Source organism: Lelliottia sp. RWM.1, assembly GCF_016859735.1.
Taxonomy (GTDB): domain Bacteria; phylum Pseudomonadota; class Gammaproteobacteria; order Enterobacterales; family Enterobacteriaceae; genus Enterobacter.
This window is the reverse complement of the sequence record NZ_WLVC01000006.1, coordinates 187,450-207,416: the sequence shown is the minus strand read 5'-3', so window position 1 is coordinate 207,416 and position 19,967 is coordinate 187,450. Positions and strand designations below refer to the sequence as shown.

Sequence of the window (19,967 nt, the reverse complement as noted above, 5' to 3'; positions counted from 1 at the left end):
CATTAAATTTCACAATTACAATAATTTCGTAACCTTTAAACAATATTTAAAAGTTGTTACCGTTCCCCCGCAGTTTTTTCACCTGCAATTTCCACGCATAAAGCACTACTACAACGAAGGCATAAATTATGAAAAAAATGACTGCCATGCTCATGACCCTGGCGATGGGGCTGAACGCTGTCTCAATGACTGCGAAAGCCGACACGCCGAAAGAGCAGGAAACGGACGTCCTTTTAATTGGTGGCGGTATCATGAGCGCCACGCTGGGAACCTATCTGCAAGAATTACAGCCAGACTGGTCAATGACCATGGTCGAGCGCCTTGATGGCGTGGCAAAAGAGAGTTCTAACGGCTGGAACAATGCCGGCACAGGACACTCGGCACTTATGGAGCTGAACTATACGCCGCAGAAAAAGGACGGCTCCATTAGTATCGAGAAAGCAGTAGAAATTAACGAAGCGTTCCAGGTGTCTCGCCAGTTCTGGTCACACCAGGTGAACAGTGGTGTGATGCATGATCCACATGCCTTCATCAATACCGTTCCACACATGAGTTTCGTGTGGGGTGACCAAAATGTGAACTTCCTGCGCGCGCGTTACGCCGCTCTGCAACAAAGCAGCCTGTTCCGTGGCATGAAATATTCAGAAGATCACGCTCAGATTAAAGAGTGGGCTCCGTTGGTGATGGAGGGGCGTGACCCAAATCAGAAAGTTGCAGCGACCCGTACCGAAATCGGTACGGACGTTAACTACGGTGAGATCACCCGTCAACTGGTCGGTTCCCTGCAGAAAAAAGAGAACTTTAACCTGCAGCTCAGCACCGAAGTCCGTGGCTTCAAGCGCAATGCGGATAACAGCTGGAGCGTGACGGTTGCCGATCTGAAAAACAAGGATGCGGAACACGTCATTAAAGCGAAGTTTGTCTTTATTGGTGCGGGTGGTGCGGCGTTGAAACTGCTCCAGGAAACCGGTATTCCTGAGGCGGATGATTATGCTGGTTTCCCGGTAGGCGGTCAGTTCCTTGTATCTGATAACCCGGAAGTGGTGAATCGCCATCTGGCGAAAGTGTATGGTCAGGCTTCTGTCGGTGCGCCGCCGATGTCTGTTCCCCATATCGACACCCGTATTCTGGATGGTAAACGTGTGGTGCTGTTTGGGCCATTCGCAACCTTCTCCACCAAATTCCTGAAGAACGGTTCTCTGTGGGATCTGCTGAGCTCCACGACGACATCCAACTTTATGCCAATGGTGGATGTGGGCCTGGATAACTTCGATCTCGTCAAATACCTGATTGGTCAGGTGATGCTCTCCGATGACGATCGCTTTGCGGCACTGAAAGAGTATTATCCACAGGCGAAGAAAGAAGACTGGCGCTTGTGGCAGGCGGGTCAGCGTGTACAGATTATCAAGCGCGATCCGAAAGAGGGCGGTGTGTTGCGCCTTGGCACTGAAGTTGTGAGTGATAAAGACGGTACAATCGCTGCACTGCTGGGGGCATCGCCTGGTGCGTCAACCGCAGCGCCAATTATGCTGCACCTGATGGAAAAAGTGTTCAAAGATAAAGTTTCCAGCCCGGCGTGGCAGGCAAAACTCAAAACGATTATTCCGTCTTACGGCACGAAGCTTAATGGCAACGTGGCGGCAACAGAACAGGAACTGGAATACACCAGCCGTGTTCTGCAGTTGCAGTATGTCAAACCGCAGGTAGCGGATACGACACCGAAGGCAGAGCTTAAGTCTCAACCTGAAAACAAACCGGTAGCGGATATCGCGCTGTAATGTAAAAAGCCGGGTAGCGATAGCGCTTACCCGGCTTTTTATTAACGAACGACAGCGTTTCTCGTCTCTTCTTCTGCCTTCCACACTCGATATTTCACATCAATATTCTCTGGCGTATATACCACGATAGGTAACTTGCTGTTGTAGCGCAGCAGGCTGTTATCGCCCAGATATGCGGTTACAAATTTGTTCTCTTTCTTGCCATCCGGGCACGCCATCATAGTGGATACCGGCGAGGTCACTTTGTCGAAAACGTAGTAATCGTAGCCCCATCCCTCTAGAGTCTTGCTTTCCAGTTGGCCGCCAAGACGATGTCGATTACAGTCCACTTCCAGCGTCTGGCCGATTAACAGCTCAACTTTGTAATTTGTTTCGTCTTCCTGAACCGGTAACTGAATCACCTGACGCTTCATTCCTTTCTCCGATTGCGGATAAGGAGCAACTTTTTCCAGCGGTTGCACATTTTTAGCATCAGTGGCGAAAGCGCTCGCGCTAACACAGGCTGCGGCGATCAGGGCAATTGCAAATTTTGGTGCGTTTTTCACAGTCATTCCTTTATGTCAAACGATCCCGTTCAGATTAGCATAACCTTGCTGAATAAGTAGTTTTGTTTACCTATTCTTTCATTTATAGCAGAGTAATGAGCTGGTTTTTTGTGTTATATCTGGATTTTAATGCTGAATTGGAGTCGTGTGGGAGATCGTGTTAGTGTGAGCGTTAAATAATGTTATTTATCTGTAAAGGAAGAGAGAGATGGTTCGCGCAAAACTGAAAACACCTGAAGGCCGCAAATTCTTACTGGCTCTGCTTGTTGTATTTTTGATTGCGGCAGCAGGCGTCGGCCGGGCCACCATTGTCGGTGTTATCGAACAGTACAACATCCCGCTTTCAGCATGGACGACAAGCATGTACGTCCTGCAATCGGCGATGATCTTCGTTTATAGCCTGGTGTTCACCGTTCTTCTTGCCATTCCGCTGGGGATTTTTTTCCTGGGTGGGCGTGAAAAACAGTAAGTACAGACTCGCCATTTTGTTACTGCCCAAAATGATGGCATTAAAACCAATTGCCTGCGTTGGCCGGTATTTCTTGCTGGGGTTGGTTCGGTGTTGATGGTCTGTGCTGTGAGTGGATAATGCCTCCCGAACGCTAGCTGCTTCAATTCCCCTTTTGTCGCAAACGCTGAGCAATGCTCAAATACAGGTGCTTAATCAGGCTGGTGGCGTTAAACCTGCCCCCAGTCTGGCTAAAGGACGTCTTTTCGCAAGGGAGGCGGGTGGCGACATTACCGCCCAACTGGGCAATTCAATACGGGAATGCACTTGTGGCCCTGGCTCAAACTCTGTGGCCAGCGAGACCAGATGTGGAACAAATGCGCAAACAATGGCAACGCTGACTCAGCGTGGGTGCGCCTCCTGACTGGTTGAGCGTTTGAATGTACTGGATGGGCAAAAGGGGAAATAAACCACCGTTAGCGGGCTGAAATCTCAGGTATTCACTTTTACTCAGACTGTTAGCCGATCGGTCCCGGCGGAAGAACAACTTCGTCAATTTCAATCAAAGTTTTCGCGTGAGTATTATTCTTGCGATTAGCTTCGTAAGGTGCGGATTAACAACGTAAGGGGTTTTGCATCAGGGAAGGAAACGCAAAGGTACTGTGTATACACAAATTACCACATAGAAAAAGGGCTAACCCGATCAGGCAAGCCCTTTATTTAACGAGTAAGATTGGTCGGCACGAGAGGATTTGAACCTCCGACCCCCGACACCCCATGACGGTGCGCTACCAGGCTGCGCTACGTGCCGACGCATAAAAATAATACTACTCGTTTCGTTGTTGAATGCAAGAGTCGCAACAGTTAACTGGTTTATAATTAATCAGTTAGCAATAAACCGCTTCTCATCCGTCAGAACTTGCAGTAGCAGGCTTAACTGCGGTTTTTGGTCACGCAGTTTCTGACCCTGCAAGTTGTACGTCTGATAGTTGCCATTGCTATTCAGCACCAGCGTCAGCTCTGGCGTTGTCACGGCGAGCGTATTGTTGCCTGCGGCGGTGACCCAGTTATGCCGACGTGTGGCGCTGAACAGATCCTGCCCTTGTGAGTACTCATTTGCGGGTGTGCTGACATGCAGCAGACGTTGCATCAGCGTGGTCATGACATCTTTATGGTCGGTCAACATATTGATGCGCTGTGCCGGTGTTCCCGGCCAGTGAATCACCAGAGGAACCTGCAAGCTCGGGCGTGACCAGCCCATATTCTTCGCATCGTTACCGAGCGGAACGCCGTGACCCGCAGTGATAATCACTACCGTGTTATCCAGTTTGCCGGATTCGCGTAATGCATTGAGTACGCGTTCGATTTGTACGTCGACATCGCCAGCTGCGCGGCCGTAACGGCGTTCAAAACCTTTCTGGTTACTGTCACCCAACGTTGTACCGTTAAAAGCAACCCAGGAGAACCAACGGTTATCTTCCTGGGCATAGCGTTGAAGCCAGCTAACCCATTGGCTGGCTGTCTGTTCATCAGACTGGCTCTGTGCAGCCGGCAGCGAGAAATCAGACAACAGTGCCTGACGATACAACGCGCTACTGAAACCATCTGAGGAGAATAACCCAAGCTGGTATCCTTGCTGATTAAGTCCGGTAATCAGCGCCGCAGGAACTCGAGCAGAAAGCACCCCGTCCATGTAGGCTGCGGAAATCCCGTAGAACAGACCAAAAATACCTGTATCCGCCGCGTTACCAGAGCTCATATGCTGTGTGAACGTGATGTTCTTATCTGCAAACTCTGCCAGGGCGGGCATCTGTTTTTCGTAGCGCGAATAGTTCAGGCCATCAACGGTAATGAGCAAGACATTCTGACCGCGACCCATGTCCCGATAGCGCAGATCGCTCAATGGATACTGAACCGTTACCGCTTCGGGGTTGCCTTGTTCGATCAGACGACGCTGATACTCCTGCGCGTCCAGCAGGCCATGTTTTTCGAGGAACCGGCGGGCCGTCATCGGATAAGAAAGCGGCAGGTTTGCGCGCTGCATTGTAATTGGGCGATAGAAGTTTGCATCTGCCCAGATATACATGATGTGCGAGCTAACAAAAGAGGCGAAAAAGAGGGCTGCAACAGGCTTCGCATAATGCCGACGGCGAGTCAGGCTGCGGAGTTTTTGCCAGCTCCAGGTTGCAAACAGCATCTCAATCAGAAGAATGATGGGCACGCTAATAAACATCAGCTGCCAGTCTCGCGCAGTTTCGTTCTGGTCGGGGTTAATCACCAGTTCCCAGACGATGGGATTGAGATGTAAGTGAAAACGGGTAAAGACTTCGCTGTCGATAAGCAGCAGCGTCATGCCCACCGTCGCAAGGATGGCGGACAGGAAACGCATCAGGCGCTGCGACATGACGATAAACGTCAGGGGAAACAGAATCAGCAGGTAAGTGGCGAAAACCAAAAAACTAAAATGACCAACGACGCTCATCCAGGAGTAAATACGCCCGGTCAGTGTTGTTGGCCAGTCCGCCACAAACAGATAACGGCAGCCAAGCACCATCGCCAACAAAATGTTGAACAAGGCAAACCAGTGCCCCCAGCTAACCATCTGGGAGACTTTTTCGCGGTAGCGCTGACGATTCGTCACCATAAACTGTCGTTCTTTTCCCTTAATGGGCCTGATCGTCGCTAACCGATGACTGCAAAGCCTGGGCGAAAGATTTGGCGATCGCCTGACGTTGTGCCGGTGCAACGCTGGTATTGATAAGGTTGGTGACCATATTTCCCAAAACCATGAGAGAGAGATCGGTCGGCGTTTTATGTTTTTCCAGTACGTTGACCAGCTCACTGAGCAGTTGTTCAACGTGTTCGTCACTATAGCGGGAATGTTGTGGCATAAATCAAAAATCAGTTTGTTGATGAAAGGGCAACATATTACCGTAGCAACAGCTTTTTTTCCCCTTTTTTATCTAGTGTTGCACACATGCGTGGGTGGTGGTTGAATACTGCCCGGCCTAAAAGGAGAGTTTATCATGAGTCTGGATGTCAACCAGATTGCCCTGCACCAGCTTATCAAGCGTGATGAGCAAACCCTTGAAGTGGTGCTGCGCGAATCGTTGCTTGAACCAACGCCTACTGTTGTCGAGATGATGGCAGAGTTACACCGTGTTTACAGTGCTAAAAATAAAGCCTATGGCTTGTTCAGTGAAGAGAGTGAGTTGGCGGACAGCCTGCGCTTGCAGCGCCAGGGCGAAGAGGATTTCCTGGCTTTCACCCGTGCGGCAACCGGACGTTTGCGAGATGAGCTGGCGAAATATCCTTTCGCTGATGGCGGCATTGTGCTGTTTTGCCATTACCGATACCTGGCGGTGGAGTATCTGCTGGTTGCGGTGCTGAATAACTTAAGCAGCATGCGTGTCAACGAGCAGCTGGACATTAGTTCCACACACTATCTGGATATCAACCATGCAGATATTGTGGCACGAATCGATCTGACAGAATGGGAAACCAACCCGGAATCGACTCGTTATCTCACCTTCCTGAAAGGACGTGTTGGGCGCAAAGTGGCGGATTTCTTTATGGATTTCCTGGGCGCCAGCGAAGGGTTGAACGCCAAAGCGCAAAATAAAGGTTTGCTGCAGGCCGTGGATGACTTTACGGCTGACGCTCAGCTTGATAAATCTGAGCGTCAGAATGTGCGTCAGCAGGTGTATAGCTATTGTAATGAGCAACTGCAGGCGGGTGAAGAAATTGAACTGGAATCGCTGTCGAAAGAGCTGGCGGGTGTCAGCGAGGTCAGTTTCCAGGCGTTCGCGGCGGAGAAAGGCTATGAACTTGAAGAGAGCTTCCCCGCGGATCGCAGCACGTTGCGCCAGTTAACCAAATATACCGGAAGCGGTGGCGGGTTAACCATCAATTTTGACGCGATGCTACTGGGTGAGCGGATCTTCTGGGATCCGGCGACCGATACCCTGACTATTAAAGGGACGCCGCCGAATTTGCGCGATCAGCTACAACGTCGTACGTCTGGCGGTAAATAGCCGCCATAAAAAAACCCCGCATTGCGGGGTTTTTCTCAACTTGTCAGCGATTAAGCGCGAACGAAGTCGATGTGAGACAGTTTTGGCTTGAACGGGTGACGCTGAACAGCCTGAACTTTCACTTTTTCTTCTTTACCGCCAACAACGATGGTCAGAACTTCGTTGTAAAACTCAGCTTTAGTCTGCAGGTTCCACACTTTGTCCTGGTCCAGTTCGATAGAAACTGGAGCAGCTTCGCCACCGTAAACGATAGCTGGGAACTTGTTGGCGTTACGCAGGCGGCGGCTCGCACCCTTACCCTGTACGCTACGTACTTCTGCTTCGATAGTAAACATTGATTTCTCTCTGTAAATAAGTCCTGCTACAGGCGACCCAGCAGCAGGTGAGTGTTCTGCCTCACGGATGTGAAGCGGGCGGCATTTTATACTCAAACGCATTTCACATCAATGAAAAGTCCCGTTATCCCCGTAATTCATTTGCCCGGCGATAGCGCCCTTCGTAGTCAAAAACTTTCTCTCGCACCTGCCAGAACTGTCCTTTTTTACGGGCGACAACGAAATCAGGATGGCGTAACAGCGCCTGCTGATGCACGATGTCGGCAACGGTTATCCAGCGGAGTGGTACGCCCGGCGTGCGGGTGTGTGGGCGGATAAACAGCTGTTCAAAGGCAGTTCGTTGCGCTGGTGTATGAAGGCGAAAGCGCTCGCTAACATCCGCGCCATCTTCATCGTAATAGGTAATTTTTAGCCATTCGCCTTTGTCATCAGCCCCTGGCTGGAGGGACATGCCGGAACAGCGCAGAACCAGCGCATCCTTAAGCTTTAGTGCCGCTTTAAGCATGTCATCAGGATCGACCAGCACCGTGTCGCACTCACGGCAGCGGCGAGCAGCAATATCGTTCTCCGCATTGCATTGTGGGCAGTTTTTAAAGCGAAAACGAAAATCACACTGTTCGCGATGCCCTTCCTCATCTTCGAACCAGCCCTGACAGCGGCGACCAAAGTGTTCAATGAGTGTCCCGTCTGATGTGGTTTTCCCCCAGAAGGTGTTCGCAAATCCACATGCAGGGCAAAAGACCTGCACCGGCACGTTATCACTTTTTCCTTTGGGTGCGCCCACTTCCGGCGAATACAGGTCATGCGGGTTGCCGGCATAATCCAGTATCAGGCAGTCGGTTTTTCCCGGGGCAAGCCGAAGACCTCGTCCGACAATTTGTTGGTAAAGGCTGACGGATTCGGTTGGACGCAGAATGGCTATCAGGTCGACATGCGGCGCGTCAAATCCGGTGGTTAAAACCGATACGTTGACGAGATAGCGAAACTGTTGTGCTTTGAAGGATTCAATGAGTGTGTCCCGCTCGGAACCCGGTGTTTCGCCGGTAATGAGCACAGCATCGTCAGCAGGCAGTAAACCGGTGATTTCCCTGGCATGTTCTACGGTAGCCGCGAAGATCATTACCCCTTTGCGTGTTTGAGCAAATTCCTCAATCTGGCTGATGATATGGGGGGTTATGCGTTGCTGCTTTTTAAGTTCGTGATTGAGATCGGCTTCGCTGAACAAGCCATTACTTTGCGCCTGCAATCGGCTGAAGTCGTACTGAACTACAGGCATATCCAGGCGTTCAGGTGGCGTCAGGTAGCCATGTTTAATCATGTAACGCAGCGGGAGTTCATAGATACAGTCGCTAAAAAGCGCTTTTTCATCTCCGCGTACCATGCCGTGGTAATGAAAGCGATAAATCCAGCCCTTGCCCAGACGGAAGGGGGTGGCCGTCAGGCCGAGCAGACGTATGTGAGGATTCACCTCTTTCAGATGAGCGAGGATTTGCTGATATTGGCTGTCGTCGTCATCGCTGATGCGGTGGCACTCGTCGACAATCAGCAAGGAGAACTCGCTGCGGAAATGCTGCAGATTGCGGGCTACCGACTGCACGCTACCGAACACCACTTTTCCATGGCTCTCTTTGCGTTTGAGTCCGGCGGCAAAAATATCCGCCTCAAGCCCGAGGGCGCAATACTTGGCATGGTTTTGCGCCACCAGTTCTTTGACGTGGGCCAGCACCAGAACCCGACCACGGGCCAGGCGTGCCAGTTCGGCGATCACCAGGCTTTTGCCTGCACCTGTTGGGAGCACAATAGCGGCAGGTTCCTGGTGCTGGCGAAACCAGGTGAGGGTAGCGTCAACGGCTTCCTGCTGATAGGGGCGAAGTGTAAATGTCATGAAGTCTCGGTTTAGTTATTTCGCACATATACACGACATCCTTCAGGCTGCGACTGCTCACCCCGTCACTGACTTGAGTAAGCATCCCAGGGATGCTCAGGCATACCGCTTTGACGCAGCTTGAATGATTTTGTGTATCTACAGTATGCCACGAAACTTTTTCCCTTGAGTGGCACAACCAGACCATTATACTGAACTGTTTCTGACTGCTTCTTTTTCGGACGCGTAATCCGACTTCCAGCATTTTTTAAGGCTAAAAAGACTTCATGCGACTTGATAAGTTTATCGCTCAGCAACTCGGCGTAAGCCGCGCTATTGCCGGACGTGAAATTCGCGCCAGCCGCGTTACCGTGGATGGCGACATTGTGAAAGACAGCGCTTTCAAACTCCAGCCTGAACATCAGGTTGAATATGACGGCAATTCGCTTACTCAGCAGAATGGCCCGCGCTACTTCATGCTCAACAAACCGGAAGGCTATGTTTGCTCCACTGACGATCCTGATCATCCGACGGTGCTCTATTTTCTGGATGAACCCGTTGCGCATAAACTACATGCGGCGGGACGTCTTGATATTGATACGACAGGCCTGGTACTGATGACCGACGATGGTCAATGGTCACACCGTATTACCTCTCCGCGTCATCACTGTGAAAAAACCTATCGGGTGACTCTGGAATCTCCGGTTGCCGATGACACAGCGGAGCAATTCGCCAGAGGCGTTCAGTTGCATAATGAAAAAGATCTGACGAAACCGGCGGTGCTTGAAGTGATTACGCCGACCGACGTTCGTTTGACCATCAGCGAAGGGCGCTATCACCAGGTGAAACGTATGTTTGCCGCAGTGGGGAATCGTGTTGTGGGTTTGCATCGTGAACGTATTGGCGCGATAGCACTCGATCCAGAGCTTGAACCCGGTGAATATCGGCCGCTGACAGAAGAAGAAATCACAAGCGTTAGTCTGTCTTCACGTTAATTTCAGGAGAACTCTGTGACCACCAGGCCACACTCATCTTTCAGGATTGTGTTTATTCTTGGCCTGTTGGCCATGCTGATGCCCCTGTCCATCGATATGTATTTACCTGCGCTTCCTGTGATTTCCGCGCAGTTCGGTGTTCCGGCGGGCAGCGCGCAGATGACGCTCAGTACCTACATCCTCGGTTTTGCTTTTGGGCAACTGCTCTATGGCCCGATGGCTGACAGCCTGGGGCGTAAACCGGTTATCCTGGGCGGTACGCTGGTTTTTGCGGGGGCGGCCGTTGCCTGTGCTCTCGCGCAGACCATTGATCATCTGATTATCATGCGTTTTTTCCATGGTCTGGCCGCCGCAGCGGCAAGCGTGGTCATTAACGCCCTGATGCGCGATGTGTATCCGAAAGAAGAGTTCTCGCGCATGATGTCGTTTGTCATGCTGGTCACAACTATTGCGCCACTCATTGCGCCAATGGTCGGGGGCGCAGTGCTGGTCTGGTTTAGTTGGCATGCGATTTTCTGGATCCTGGCGATTGCGGCATTGCTGGCTTCAGCGATGATCTTCTTCTTTATTGATGAGACGCTCCCCGTTGAGCGGCGGCAGAAATTTCACATTCGCACCACGCTCGGGAATTTTGCTTCGCTGTTTCGCCATAAACGCGTGTTGAGCTATATGCTGGCAAGTGGGTTCAGCTTTGCGGGGATGTTCTCTTTCCTGAGCGCCGGGCCCTTTGTTTACATCGAACTTAACCACGTTTCCCCACAGCATTTCGGTTACTACTTTGCGCTGAATATTGTGTTCCTGTTTATCATGACCATGATTAACAGCCGTTTTGTCAGACGTGTCGGGGCTCTGAATATGTTCCGCGCTGGTCTTTGGATCCAGTTTGTGATGGCTGTATGGCTGGTGTTGAGTGCGTTTCTTGGCGTGGGCTTTTGGGCGCTGGTGATTGGGGTTGCAGCATTTGTGGGATGTGTTTCTATGGTCTCATCCAACGCAATGGCCGTGATACTGGATGAATTTCCACACATGGCGGGCACGGCATCCTCTCTGGCAGGCACGTTCCGTTTCGGGATTGGTGCGATTGTGGGCGCACTGCTTTCAATGGCTACGTTTAATACCGCCTGGCCGATGCTGTGGGCCATTGCATTTTGCGCCACCAGTTCCATTCTGTTCTATCTCTACGCCAGTCGGCCACGAAAGCTCGCACGCTGACGTTGATAAAAAGGCTCACTGAGGGCCTTTTTTTTGATACATATCAACCAAAGGTGTGTTCGTTTACCCGGTGTTTGTTTCTTTTATGTAAAATCTATTTATGTAAAAAGTCACATCATTGTAGTTAAAAAGGTTGAGTTAGATCGCAGAAACGGGTACATATAGCGCCGAAGCGAACCTGAAACTCACCAAAAAAAGCCCTGATAAATGAGACGCTAATGCCCACAAGATGCGGCTGTAAGCGTTTTCTCATCAAAAACAGAGCAGGTTAGCGATGATGTGTTACTATAAATGTAAATAAATTGTGAAGTAATTTTTGCTTCCGGGGAACGAACGTGAATACATTACAACTCTCCATTGTCCATCGCTTGCCCCAGAGCTATCGCTGGTCTGCGGGTTTTGCAGGTTCGAAAGTTGAACCGATTCCGCAAAACGGATCAGGCTGCGAGAATTGTCTGGTCGCGCTCAAATTACTGAGCCCGGATGATGAAAACGCATGGCCCGTAATGGAACGTCTCAGTCAGGCGCTGACGGATATCGAAGTGGATAGCTCGGTACTGGAGTGCGAAGGTGAGCCATGCCTGTTTGTTAAAAGTCAGGATGAATTCGCCGCGACGTGCCGCCTGAAAAACTTTGGTGTTGCGATTGCCGAACCCTTTTCCGGTCAATACCCTTTCTAAGCGCTAGCCTAACGATAACAGCTGGCGCGTGTAAGTCTGCGTTGGCGCAGAAAATACGTGCTGGCATTCACCCTGCTCAACCACTTCCCCCTGCCGCAAAACGATCACCTGGTGGCACAACGCGCGAACGACGTGTAAATCATGGCTGATAAAGATATAGGCCAGTTGATGTTTTTCCTGTAATCCCTTGAGTAATGCCAGAATCTGCGCCTGCACGGTTTTGTCCAGCGATGACGTGGGTTCATCAAGAATGATCAACTCCGGTTTGAGGATCAGCGCGCGGGCAATAGCAATACGCTGACGCTGCCCGCCAGAAAACGCTGCAGGGTAGCGGTGTCGCGTATGCGGATCTAATCCAACCTCCTCCATAACCCGAATCACCTCCTCTTCGCGTTGTTGCTCCGAGAGTTCCGGACGATGTACGCGCAAACCCTCTTCGACGATCTGTAGTACGCTCAGGCGAGGATTAAGCGACGAATTAGGATCCTGAAAAACGACCTGCATACGTGGGCGAACAGGGAGCATCTGGCGGCGGTTCAAACTGTGTAATGGCATCCCATCAAACAGAATATGGCCTTGAGAGGCAATTAAGCGCAGAAGTGCGAGGCCGGTGGTACTTTTGCCTGAACCCGATTCGCCCACCAGCCCCAGCGTTTCGCCTGGCCGCAGGGAAAAGCTGATGTCTTTCAGCACCAGATTCTGATCGACAATGCGTCGCAGAATGCCTTTACGGACAGGGAAAGAGACGGACAGATTCTCAACGTGCAGCAGGGGCGCGCTGCTGGCTCTGAGTGGCACAGGGTCACCGGAAGGTTCGCTATCGAGCAAACGTTGTGTATAGGGGTGCTGAGGCGCGCTAAGCAGAACCTTTGCTGCATTTTGTTCTACACAACGCCCGTTTTGCATTACCGCAACGTTGTCTGCGAGTTTTCTCACGATGCTGAGGTTATGAGTAATGAACAACAGGCTCATGTTCAGCTCGTCACGCAGCTCCCGCAATAGCTGTAAGATTTGTGCCTGTACGGTGACATCCAGTGCGGTAGTCGGTTCATCGGCAATCAGTAATTCAGGACGCGTCAACAAGGCCATCGCAATCATTACGCGCTGACGTTCTCCCCCGGAAAGTTGATGCGGAAAATCCGTCAGCCTTTTTGCCGCATGGCGAATACCGGTGCGTTCAAAGCAATCCAGAATCTCGCCGCGTGCTGCCTCTTTTCGCATGCCACGGTGGAGTGACAGCACTTCATACAGCTGCTTTTCCAGAGTATGTAACGGATTGAGTGACACCATGGGCTCCTGGAAAATCATGGCAATTTTATTACCACGGATGCCGCGTAAGGTTTGTTCGTCAGCCCGTAACAGTGATTGACCGTGAAACAGGATATCCCCATGGGGATAACTAACCGGCGGAGAGGGAAGAAGACGTAACACGGAGAGCGCCGAAACGCTTTTCCCTGAGCCAGACTCACCGACCAGTGCCAGTGTTTCTCCCGGCTGAATACGCAGTGATAAATCGCTGACTACGGTCTGCATTTCCCCTTGCTGAGAAAACGCAATCGACAAATTTTCGATACTCAGAAGTGGCTGGGTCATCTTATACCGCCTTATTGGGATCAAAGGCATCGCGTACCGCTTCGCCAATAAAAATCAGTAATGAGAGCAATACCGCCACGGAAAGAAAGGCGGTAATACCCAGCCAGGGAGCCTGAAGGTTATTTTTGCCTTGCAGCAACAGTTCACCAAGAGACGGTGAGCCAAGCGGGAGCCCAAAGCCGAGAAAGTCTAGCGACGTCAGCGTGGTGATTGAACTGCATAAAATAAACGGCAGGAAGGTCAGTGTGGCGACGACCGCATTGGGCAGCATATGGCGGAAAATGATACCACTGTCGCTCACCCCAAGCGCTTGTGCAGCGCGGATGTAATCAAAATTTCGTGTGCGTAAAAATTCGGCGCGAACGACACCAACCAGCGTCATCCAGCCAAACAGCACGGTGATGCCAAGTAGCCACCAGAAGTCAGGTTGTACAACGCTTGAGAGCAAAATAATCAGAAATAGCGTTGGCATTCCAGACCAGACTTCAATGAACCGCTGCCCCCAAAGATCAATTTTTCCGCCGTAATAGCCCTGGACTGCACCAGCAATCACACCCATTACGCTGGAAAATAGCGTCAGCATCAAACCAAATAAAATGGATATCCGCGTGCCATAGAGAATGCGAGCCAGGACATCACCGCCGTTGGCGTCCGTCCCGAGCCAGTTCTGTGTTGACGGTGGTGAGGGGAAGGGCGTTGATGTTGAAAAATTAATGGTGTTTGCACCAAACCGGACTGGGGCCCAGAGTGCCCAGCCCTGTTTTTCAATCTGATTGCGAAGCCAGGGGTCCTGGTAATCAGCCACGGTGGCAAAAGGTCCACCAAAGTCACTTTCGCTGTACTGAGTGAGCACAGGGAGATACCAGCGGTCGTTGAAATGCACCAACAGGGGTTTATCGTTAGCAATCAACTCAGAACACATGCTTAGCACGAACAGTACGGTAAAAATCCATAGCGACCAGTAACCGCGGCGGTTATGCCGGAAACGGGCCCATCGGGCCTGATTGACGGGGCTTAAACGTGGCATCAGCGGCCCTCAAAATCAATTCGGGGATCAACCAGCGTATAGCAGATATCACTGAGGATATTCAGCAGCAGGCCAATCAGCGTGAAAATGTAGAGTGTACCAAACATCACCGGATAGTCGCGTGACACAGTGGCTTCATAGCCAAGCAGACCCAGGCCGTTCAGCGAGAACATGACCTCTATCAGCAGCGAGCCGGTAAAAAACATACTGATGAACGTGGCAGGAAAACTGGCAATCACCAGCAGCATGGCGTTGCGGAAAACATGTTTCCACATGATCTGCTGTTCACTGACGCCTTTTGCACGGGCAGTTACCACGTACTGTTTGCGGATCTCATCGAGAAAGGCATTTTTAGTGAGCATGGTCAGGGCTGCAAATCCCCCAATCACCGTGGCAAGAACGGGCAGGGTGATATGCCATAAATAGTCGGTAATTTTTTTATACCAGGGTAAGGTGCTGAAATCGGCTGATACCAGCCCACGTAGCGGGAAAATATCGAAATAGCTGCCGCCAGCAAAAAAGACAATCAACATAACCGCGAACAGGAATGCCGGAATGGCGTAGCCAATGATGATAAATGTGCTGCTCCAGATATCGAAACGACTGCCATTGTAAACGGCTTTTCGGATGCCGAGTGGAATCGACACCAGATAAATAATGAGCGTTCCCCATAGCCCCAGAGTAATGGATACAGGAAGGCTTTCTTTAATCAGTTGCAATACTGACGCGCTACGAAACAGGCTGTCGCCAAAGTCAAATCGCAGGTAATCCCAGAGCATTTTAAAATATCGCTCATGGATGGGTTTATCAAAACCATAACGATGGGTGATCTCGGCGATCACCTCTGGGTCCAGACCACGCCCGCCCCGGTAGTGACTCTCGCTGATATTGCCTGTACCGGTTCTTGCGTGGCTGGCACTCAGGCTTTCTCCACCACCACCAGGTACACCGCTACTATTACCAAATTCAATAGCCGCGATTGCCTGGTCGACCGGGCCGCCAGGGGCAATTTGCACGATAAAAAAGTTAATCGTGATGATGGCCCACAGGGTTGGAATAACCAGCAATAAACGGCGGATCAGGTAAGCACCCATCTTGATTCCTTAGCGCCGCTCTGCGGGAAGTTTGGCTGCCTTATTGACGTCATACCACCAGTTGTCAAATCCCAGAGAGTAGATTGGGCGAACGGATGGCATCGAGAATTTGTCCCAACGAGCGACGCGATCCTCGCCCATGAACCACATTGGCAGCATGTAATAATTCCAGGTTAATACGCGATCAAGCGCACGTCCCAGAGGGAGAAGCTTGTTCTTATCTCCCTGAGCCGCGACGATTTTAGCGATCAATGTATCAATCGCCGGGCTTTGAACACCTGGCGCGTTATACGATGAGTCGATATAGCTTGATGCCCAGGAGATCTGTAAGTCACCACTCGGCCAGGGTTGAGCAGGCCAGCGTCGCTGCATCATATCGTAATCGCGACTCCGCATTCGGTTGGTAAGCTGTGCGTTATCCACCTGACGTATCGTCATCGTAATGCCAAGCCGCGCAAGGCTATGCTGGAAAGGCAGAACCCACTGATCGTTGCCGCCAGAGGACAACAGGAGTTCAAAGCTGAGTGGCTTTCCGGTTTGCACATTGACGCGTTGCTGATTTATTAACGCCCATCCCGCCTCATCCAGCAACTTGCTGGCTTTAAGCAGGTTGTCACGATCGAACCCATCGCCTTTTGAGACCGGAGGCTGAAATACACGTGTGAAGACTTCAGGTGGAAGTTCTGATTTCAACGGTGCAAGCAGGGTGAGTTCATCAGCATCCGGGTATTGACGGGCGGCGTACTCCGTATTCTGGAAATAGCTGTTAGCACGGCTGTATGCACCGTAAAACAGGGCCTTGTTCATCCATTCAAAATCAAACGCCAGGGTGATTGCCTGGCGAACCCGACGGTCAGCAAACATAGGGCGTTGGATATTAAACGCCAGCCAGCGCGTATCTTGCGCTGATTCGTTTTTATGTTCGTCTTTGACAATGTAGCCGTTTGAAAAGTTTTTACCTTTGTAGCGGGTGGCCCAGTTTTTAGCGCTACTTTCCTGACGCAAATCGTAAGCACCTGCTTTGAATGCCTCAAAGGCAACGTTATCGTCGAGGTAATAGTCGTACCGCAGGCTGTCAAAATTCCAGCGGCCACGGTTGACGGGTAAATTTGCCGCCCAGTAGTCTTTGACGCGGGAATAGACCACATACTGCCCCATACGCCAGTCGGTGATGCGATAAGGGCCGCCTGCAAGGGGAGGTGTTGATAAGGGATCGCTGAGCTTATGACTTTTCCAGAATGATGCCGGCATGACGGGCAATGAGAACAGGCTGAGCATGTTCTCTTTATTCGGCTCGGCGAGTTCAATACGTACCGTGAGCGGCGCAATGGCTTTTATGGTTGTGCCTTTATAGACCAGGCGAAACTGGGGGACACCCTCAGTCATAAATTTCTGAAATGTGAACGCGACATCGCTGGCTTTTACGGGGGAACCATCATGAAAACGTGCCCGTGGATTAAGTGATATTTCGGCCCAGGAGAAATCTTCAGCGTAACGAACGTTTTCAGCTACCAGAGGATAGTAGCTACCAGGCTCATCATCTGAGGTAACAAAAAGTGTGTCATAGAGTGATTCGGTACGTGCCGCGGCAACCCCGCGCAGTGCAAAACGGTTGAAGTTATCAAATGTGCCGATAGCGGAGAGCGTCACGTTTCCCCCCTTTGGCGCAGCAGGATTAACGTAATCGAAATGATTAAAATTGACCGCGTACTTAGGTTCGCCCAGGACGGCGAACGCGTAGCTCTCTTTAATCGCCTGGGCCTGACTGGACAGACTCACTAATGCTAATAGCAGCACAACAATGCGCATAAACATCTCCCGGCGGATCCCTCTTGATTCTGACTCACGTGCGGAGAAGTATTCAGATAAGCTGAATAATAAGTGACGTAGCCACCGTTGTGAAATTATTCACCTGCAGGCGGCGTGTCCGGTTGCCATTTGATGAACTGCGCGAGCGGCATTGGACGGCTAATCCAGTAGCCCTGCAAGAAATTAACGCCATGTTCACGCAGCCAGGCGGCTTGCTCCGGCGTTTCAACACCTTCCGCCACGGTTGACATATTAAGACGCCTTGCGAGCGTTAGCACAGCATCCAGTACGGGAGACGTCACTGTTTCAGTACCGATTGCGTTCACAAATCCGCGATCGATTTTGAGATAGTCCATGGTGAAACGCTCAAGGTAGATGAGTGCGCTGTGGCCCGTACCAAAATCATCAATAGCGACTTCGAAACCTTCAAGGTGTAGCCAGTCGAAGAGTTTATTTGCTTCACGCTGATTAAGCATATCCCGTTCGGTTATTTCCAGAACGACCTGGAAATGATCAGGCGGTAATGATGCGGCAAACTTGCGCATATCATCTTTGAAGCTTTCAGCATGCAGGTGGCCTGGAGCGATATTAATTCCCAGCTTTGCTCCGGGTAGTAGCAAGGTTTTTAAAACGGCGGCATCGCGAATGATGAGATCAAAAAGATGAAGCGTCAGCGGCACAATCAGTTTTTGGGCTTCCGCAAAATTGATAAAGGCATCAGGCGGGATTTCACCGGCGCTTGGGTGACGCCAGCGCATCAGGACTTCGACACCCCGCATTTTTAACTCTTTGGCATCCACCACGGGCTGGTAAACCACGTAAAACTGGTCTCGTTTGATAGCGGTTAAGATCTCTCTGCCTGGGTTCAGGCGCACGGTCAGGATGTAATAGCTCAGCGTTCCGGCTGCGATCCCGGAGATCATGCCAAAAAGAAGCGCAAACAGAAGGCTCTCTGCTTTCCACGATTCGGCGTACAAATTAATGGTCAGGGGAAGATTATCGAGTTTTGTGGTGCGCGCGGGATGCTCGGTTAACTCGCTTGCCTTAAGCAGATGATCGGATCCCGTGGAGAGCGCATTATTTCCCACGACCAGCGCGATACCCGCAAAATCATCTTGTCGTGAGGTATAGAGAAGATAAGGTGTCAGATTGATATTTATCGACGTAAAAACACCGCCATTATTTACCAGGGGGTTACGATACCAGATAACAATGGCCGGTTTTTTGGGCAACATTGGCGTACCGGGTAACAGCGCCATATCAACGTTTTTTTCGAGATCAAGTTCTGGCATCAAATCCGTTAGTGGTGCGTTCATTTCCCCTGTTGCGGAGGAGCAAAATACGATGCCATCTCTTACCAGTAGAAACGCACGTACATTAATGCTAAACGCCGCGCGAGACGTTAGCTCACTGCTCACATCGCGGCAATGACTTAACGTCAGTGGTTGAAGCGTATCGATCGTCTTTTTTAACTCACCGAAGTAGTTATTCATGTAGACACGAAGATCTAACATCAACGTGTCGAGTTTTTCTTGTCGCTGGTGGTAGCTGGTGAAGAACTGCAACGCGCCGCAGAGCAGGGCAACAAGAAGCCCCGCAATGATACTGCCGGTCAGCATTTTTCGGCTGGTTGAAAAGTAGCGGCTGAACATAAACGTCGTTGTTCCTGATGTATCGTTTGTAGCACCAATGCGGCTAAACTGACGGTTTTACAAGACTATAGCCTGGTTTATTCTCTTCAGTCAGGCAATGTTGTTCGCGACCTGATGATGGACAGACAAAAAAAAACACTGCCGAAGCAGTGCTTTTTTTTATCGAATCGTCAGCCAAGGGATAACCAACGATACGATAGAGTCATTAGCTGCGACTCAGAACGCGGCGCGCTTCGTTGTAGCGCTTCTTCCAATATGGCTCGTTCATGCTGGATATCGTCACACCACTGCTGGTGGAAGCATGAACAAACTGGTCGTTGCCAATGTATATTCCTACGTGTCGGCCTGTAGAACCAGCCCGGAACAGAACTAAATCGCCGGTACGCAGTTTGGTACGCGAGATCGATTTACCCATTTCCTGCTGCTCGTAAGTCGAACGCGGAAGGTCTAACCCGAATTGCTCACGGAAAGTACGTTGTACAAAACCGGAACAATCGATACCTTTTTTGGTGCTGCCACCAAGACGATAGCGCACGCCTTTCCAGTCAGCATATTGGTCCATAATACGGGACTTCACGTCCAGGTTACGTACCATATTCTCAAATTCATCCTGAGAGGCTTGCAGTGAAGAGGAATCTTCCATTCCCACAACACGCGTCTCAGGATGCATATTCTTAGCGGTATTCGATGTACTACATGCGGACAGCAGAATCGCTACTGCTATCGCCGGGATCCCCCGCAAGATATATCTCAAAATCGGTTGAGATTTGACCATTTTGTTTATTATCCCTTGAAGTCCTTAACGATAAATATCGTTATAAAAATGCCAAACGTGACGAGACTAATTATCTGTGCACATCGAGACAATTCTTTATGGTCAGATTTGTGGCATGACGCACAA

The 19,967-nt window shown here is 50.7% G+C and carries 19 protein-coding genes and 1 tRNA gene; 8 read left to right on the top strand and 12 right to left on the bottom strand.

Annotation, left to right across the window (positions count from 1 at the left end):
- The first annotated feature begins 128 nt into the window (after positions 1-128).
- Positions 129-1,778: a malate dehydrogenase (quinone) gene (gene mqo, locus GF617_RS07975; protein ID WP_203451453.1), complete on the top strand. Its 1,650-nt coding sequence runs from the start codon at positions 129-131 to the stop codon at positions 1,776-1,778.
- Positions 1,779-1,819: 41 nt separating this feature from the next.
- Here the strand turns inward: mqo and eco are convergent, their stop codons facing one another.
- Entirely contained in the window at positions 1,820-2,323 is a 504-nt protein-coding gene (gene eco, locus GF617_RS07970; protein ID WP_375289793.1) for a serine protease inhibitor ecotin, read from the bottom strand.
- 208 nt (positions 2,324-2,531) lie between these two features.
- On the opposite strand from eco, the gene GF617_RS07965 reads away from it, so the two are divergent.
- The 3 genes from GF617_RS07965 to GF617_RS27500 all read left to right on the top strand — a co-directional run bounded on the left by GF617_RS07965 (position 2,532) and on the right by GF617_RS27500 (position 3,369).
- Positions 2,532-2,792: a DUF2534 family protein gene (locus tag GF617_RS07965; protein ID WP_181620180.1), complete on the top strand. Its 261-nt coding sequence runs from the start codon at positions 2,532-2,534 to the stop codon at positions 2,790-2,792.
- A gap of 173 nt (positions 2,793-2,965) precedes the next feature.
- Positions 2,966-3,172: a VasL domain-containing protein gene (locus GF617_RS27505; protein WP_375289790.1), complete on the top strand. Its 207-nt coding sequence runs from the start codon at positions 2,966-2,968 to the stop codon at positions 3,170-3,172.
- Positions 3,173-3,255: 83 nt separating this feature from the next.
- Positions 3,256-3,369: a hypothetical protein gene (locus GF617_RS27500; RefSeq protein ID WP_181623807.1), complete on the top strand. Its 114-nt coding sequence runs from the start codon at positions 3,256-3,258 to the stop codon at positions 3,367-3,369.
- Between the two features lie 136 nt (positions 3,370-3,505).
- Here the strand turns inward: GF617_RS27500 and GF617_RS07950 are convergent.
- The 3 genes from GF617_RS07950 to GF617_RS07940 all read right to left on the bottom strand — a co-directional run bounded on the left by GF617_RS07950 (position 3,506) and on the right by GF617_RS07940 (position 5,662).
- Positions 3,506-3,582 (bottom strand) — tRNA-Pro (locus GF617_RS07950).
- Between the two features lie 72 nt (positions 3,583-3,654).
- Positions 3,655-5,415 (bottom strand): LPS biosynthesis-modulating metalloenzyme YejM, encoded by a 1,761-nt coding sequence (gene yejM, locus GF617_RS07945; RefSeq protein WP_203451451.1) that lies wholly within the window; start codon positions 5,413-5,415, stop codon positions 3,655-3,657.
- 19 nt (positions 5,416-5,434) lie between these two features.
- Positions 5,435-5,662: a YejL family protein gene (locus GF617_RS07940; protein WP_001135586.1), complete on the bottom strand. Its 228-nt coding sequence runs from the start codon at positions 5,660-5,662 to the stop codon at positions 5,435-5,437.
- 135 nt (positions 5,663-5,797) lie between these two features.
- Between GF617_RS07940 and yejK the strand changes: the two genes are divergently transcribed.
- Positions 5,798-6,805 (top strand): nucleoid-associated protein YejK, encoded by a 1,008-nt coding sequence (yejK, locus tag GF617_RS07935; protein WP_203451450.1) that lies wholly within the window; start codon positions 5,798-5,800, stop codon positions 6,803-6,805.
- A gap of 50 nt (positions 6,806-6,855) precedes the next feature.
- Here the strand turns inward: yejK and rplY are convergent, their stop codons facing one another.
- The gene (gene rplY / locus GF617_RS07930; protein ID WP_203451449.1) at positions 6,856-7,140 is read right to left on the bottom strand and encodes a 50S ribosomal protein L25; all 285 of its coding nucleotides are present in this window, start codon (positions 7,138-7,140) and stop codon (positions 6,856-6,858) included.
- 124 nt (positions 7,141-7,264) lie between these two features.
- Complete coding sequence (locus tag GF617_RS07925) at positions 7,265-9,025, bottom strand: DEAD/DEAH box helicase (RefSeq protein ID WP_203451448.1); 1,761 nt, start codon at positions 9,023-9,025, stop codon at positions 7,265-7,267.
- A gap of 266 nt (positions 9,026-9,291) precedes the next feature.
- Between GF617_RS07925 and rsuA the strand changes: the two genes are divergently transcribed.
- The 3 genes from rsuA (at position 9,292) to GF617_RS07910 (ending at position 11,891) form a co-directional block, all read left to right on the top strand.
- Positions 9,292-9,999 carry a 16S rRNA pseudouridine(516) synthase RsuA gene (gene rsuA / locus GF617_RS07920; RefSeq protein WP_181620167.1) on the top strand — a complete coding sequence of 236 codons (708 nt, stop codon included), beginning with the start codon at positions 9,292-9,294 and terminating at the stop codon, positions 9,997-9,999.
- 15 nt (positions 10,000-10,014) lie between these two features.
- Entirely contained in the window at positions 10,015-11,211 is a 1,197-nt protein-coding gene (locus GF617_RS07915; protein WP_181620166.1) for a Bcr/CflA family multidrug efflux MFS transporter, read from the top strand.
- 335 nt (positions 11,212-11,546) lie between these two features.
- Positions 11,547-11,891, top strand: coding sequence for a YejG family protein (locus GF617_RS07910; RefSeq protein ID WP_181620165.1), 345 nt, complete (start codon positions 11,547-11,549; stop codon positions 11,889-11,891).
- Positions 11,892-11,894: 3 nt separating this feature from the next.
- Here the strand turns inward: GF617_RS07910 and yejF are convergent, their stop codons facing one another.
- The 6 genes from yejF to mepS form a co-directional block, all read right to left on the bottom strand.
- Entirely contained in the window at positions 11,895-13,484 is a 1,590-nt protein-coding gene (yejF, locus tag GF617_RS07905) for a microcin C ABC transporter ATP-binding protein YejF (protein ID WP_203451447.1), read from the bottom strand.
- A 1-nt stretch (position 13,485) separates the two neighbouring features.
- Positions 13,486-14,511, bottom strand: coding sequence for an ABC transporter permease (locus GF617_RS07900; RefSeq protein ID WP_181620163.1), 1,026 nt, complete (start codon positions 14,509-14,511; stop codon positions 13,486-13,488).
- Positions 14,511-15,605, bottom strand: coding sequence for a microcin C ABC transporter permease YejB (locus GF617_RS07895; protein ID WP_181620162.1), 1,095 nt, complete (start codon positions 15,603-15,605; stop codon positions 14,511-14,513). Before GF617_RS07895 ends, GF617_RS07900 begins: the two co-directional genes overlap by 1 nt.
- A 9-nt stretch (positions 15,606-15,614) precedes the next feature.
- Positions 15,615-17,420, bottom strand: coding sequence for an extracellular solute-binding protein (locus tag GF617_RS07890; RefSeq protein WP_181620161.1), 1,806 nt, complete (start codon positions 17,418-17,420; stop codon positions 15,615-15,617).
- A gap of 89 nt (positions 17,421-17,509) precedes the next feature.
- Positions 17,510-19,066, bottom strand: a complete 1,557-nt coding sequence (locus GF617_RS07885) for a cyclic di-GMP phosphodiesterase (RefSeq protein ID WP_203451446.1) — start codon at positions 19,064-19,066, stop codon at positions 17,510-17,512.
- A gap of 205 nt (positions 19,067-19,271) precedes the next feature.
- A complete protein-coding gene (gene mepS, locus GF617_RS07880; protein ID WP_203451445.1) occupies positions 19,272-19,841 on the bottom strand; it encodes a bifunctional murein DD-endopeptidase/murein LD-carboxypeptidase in 570 nt (189 codons plus the stop codon).
- Positions 19,842-19,967 lie beyond the last annotated feature (126 nt).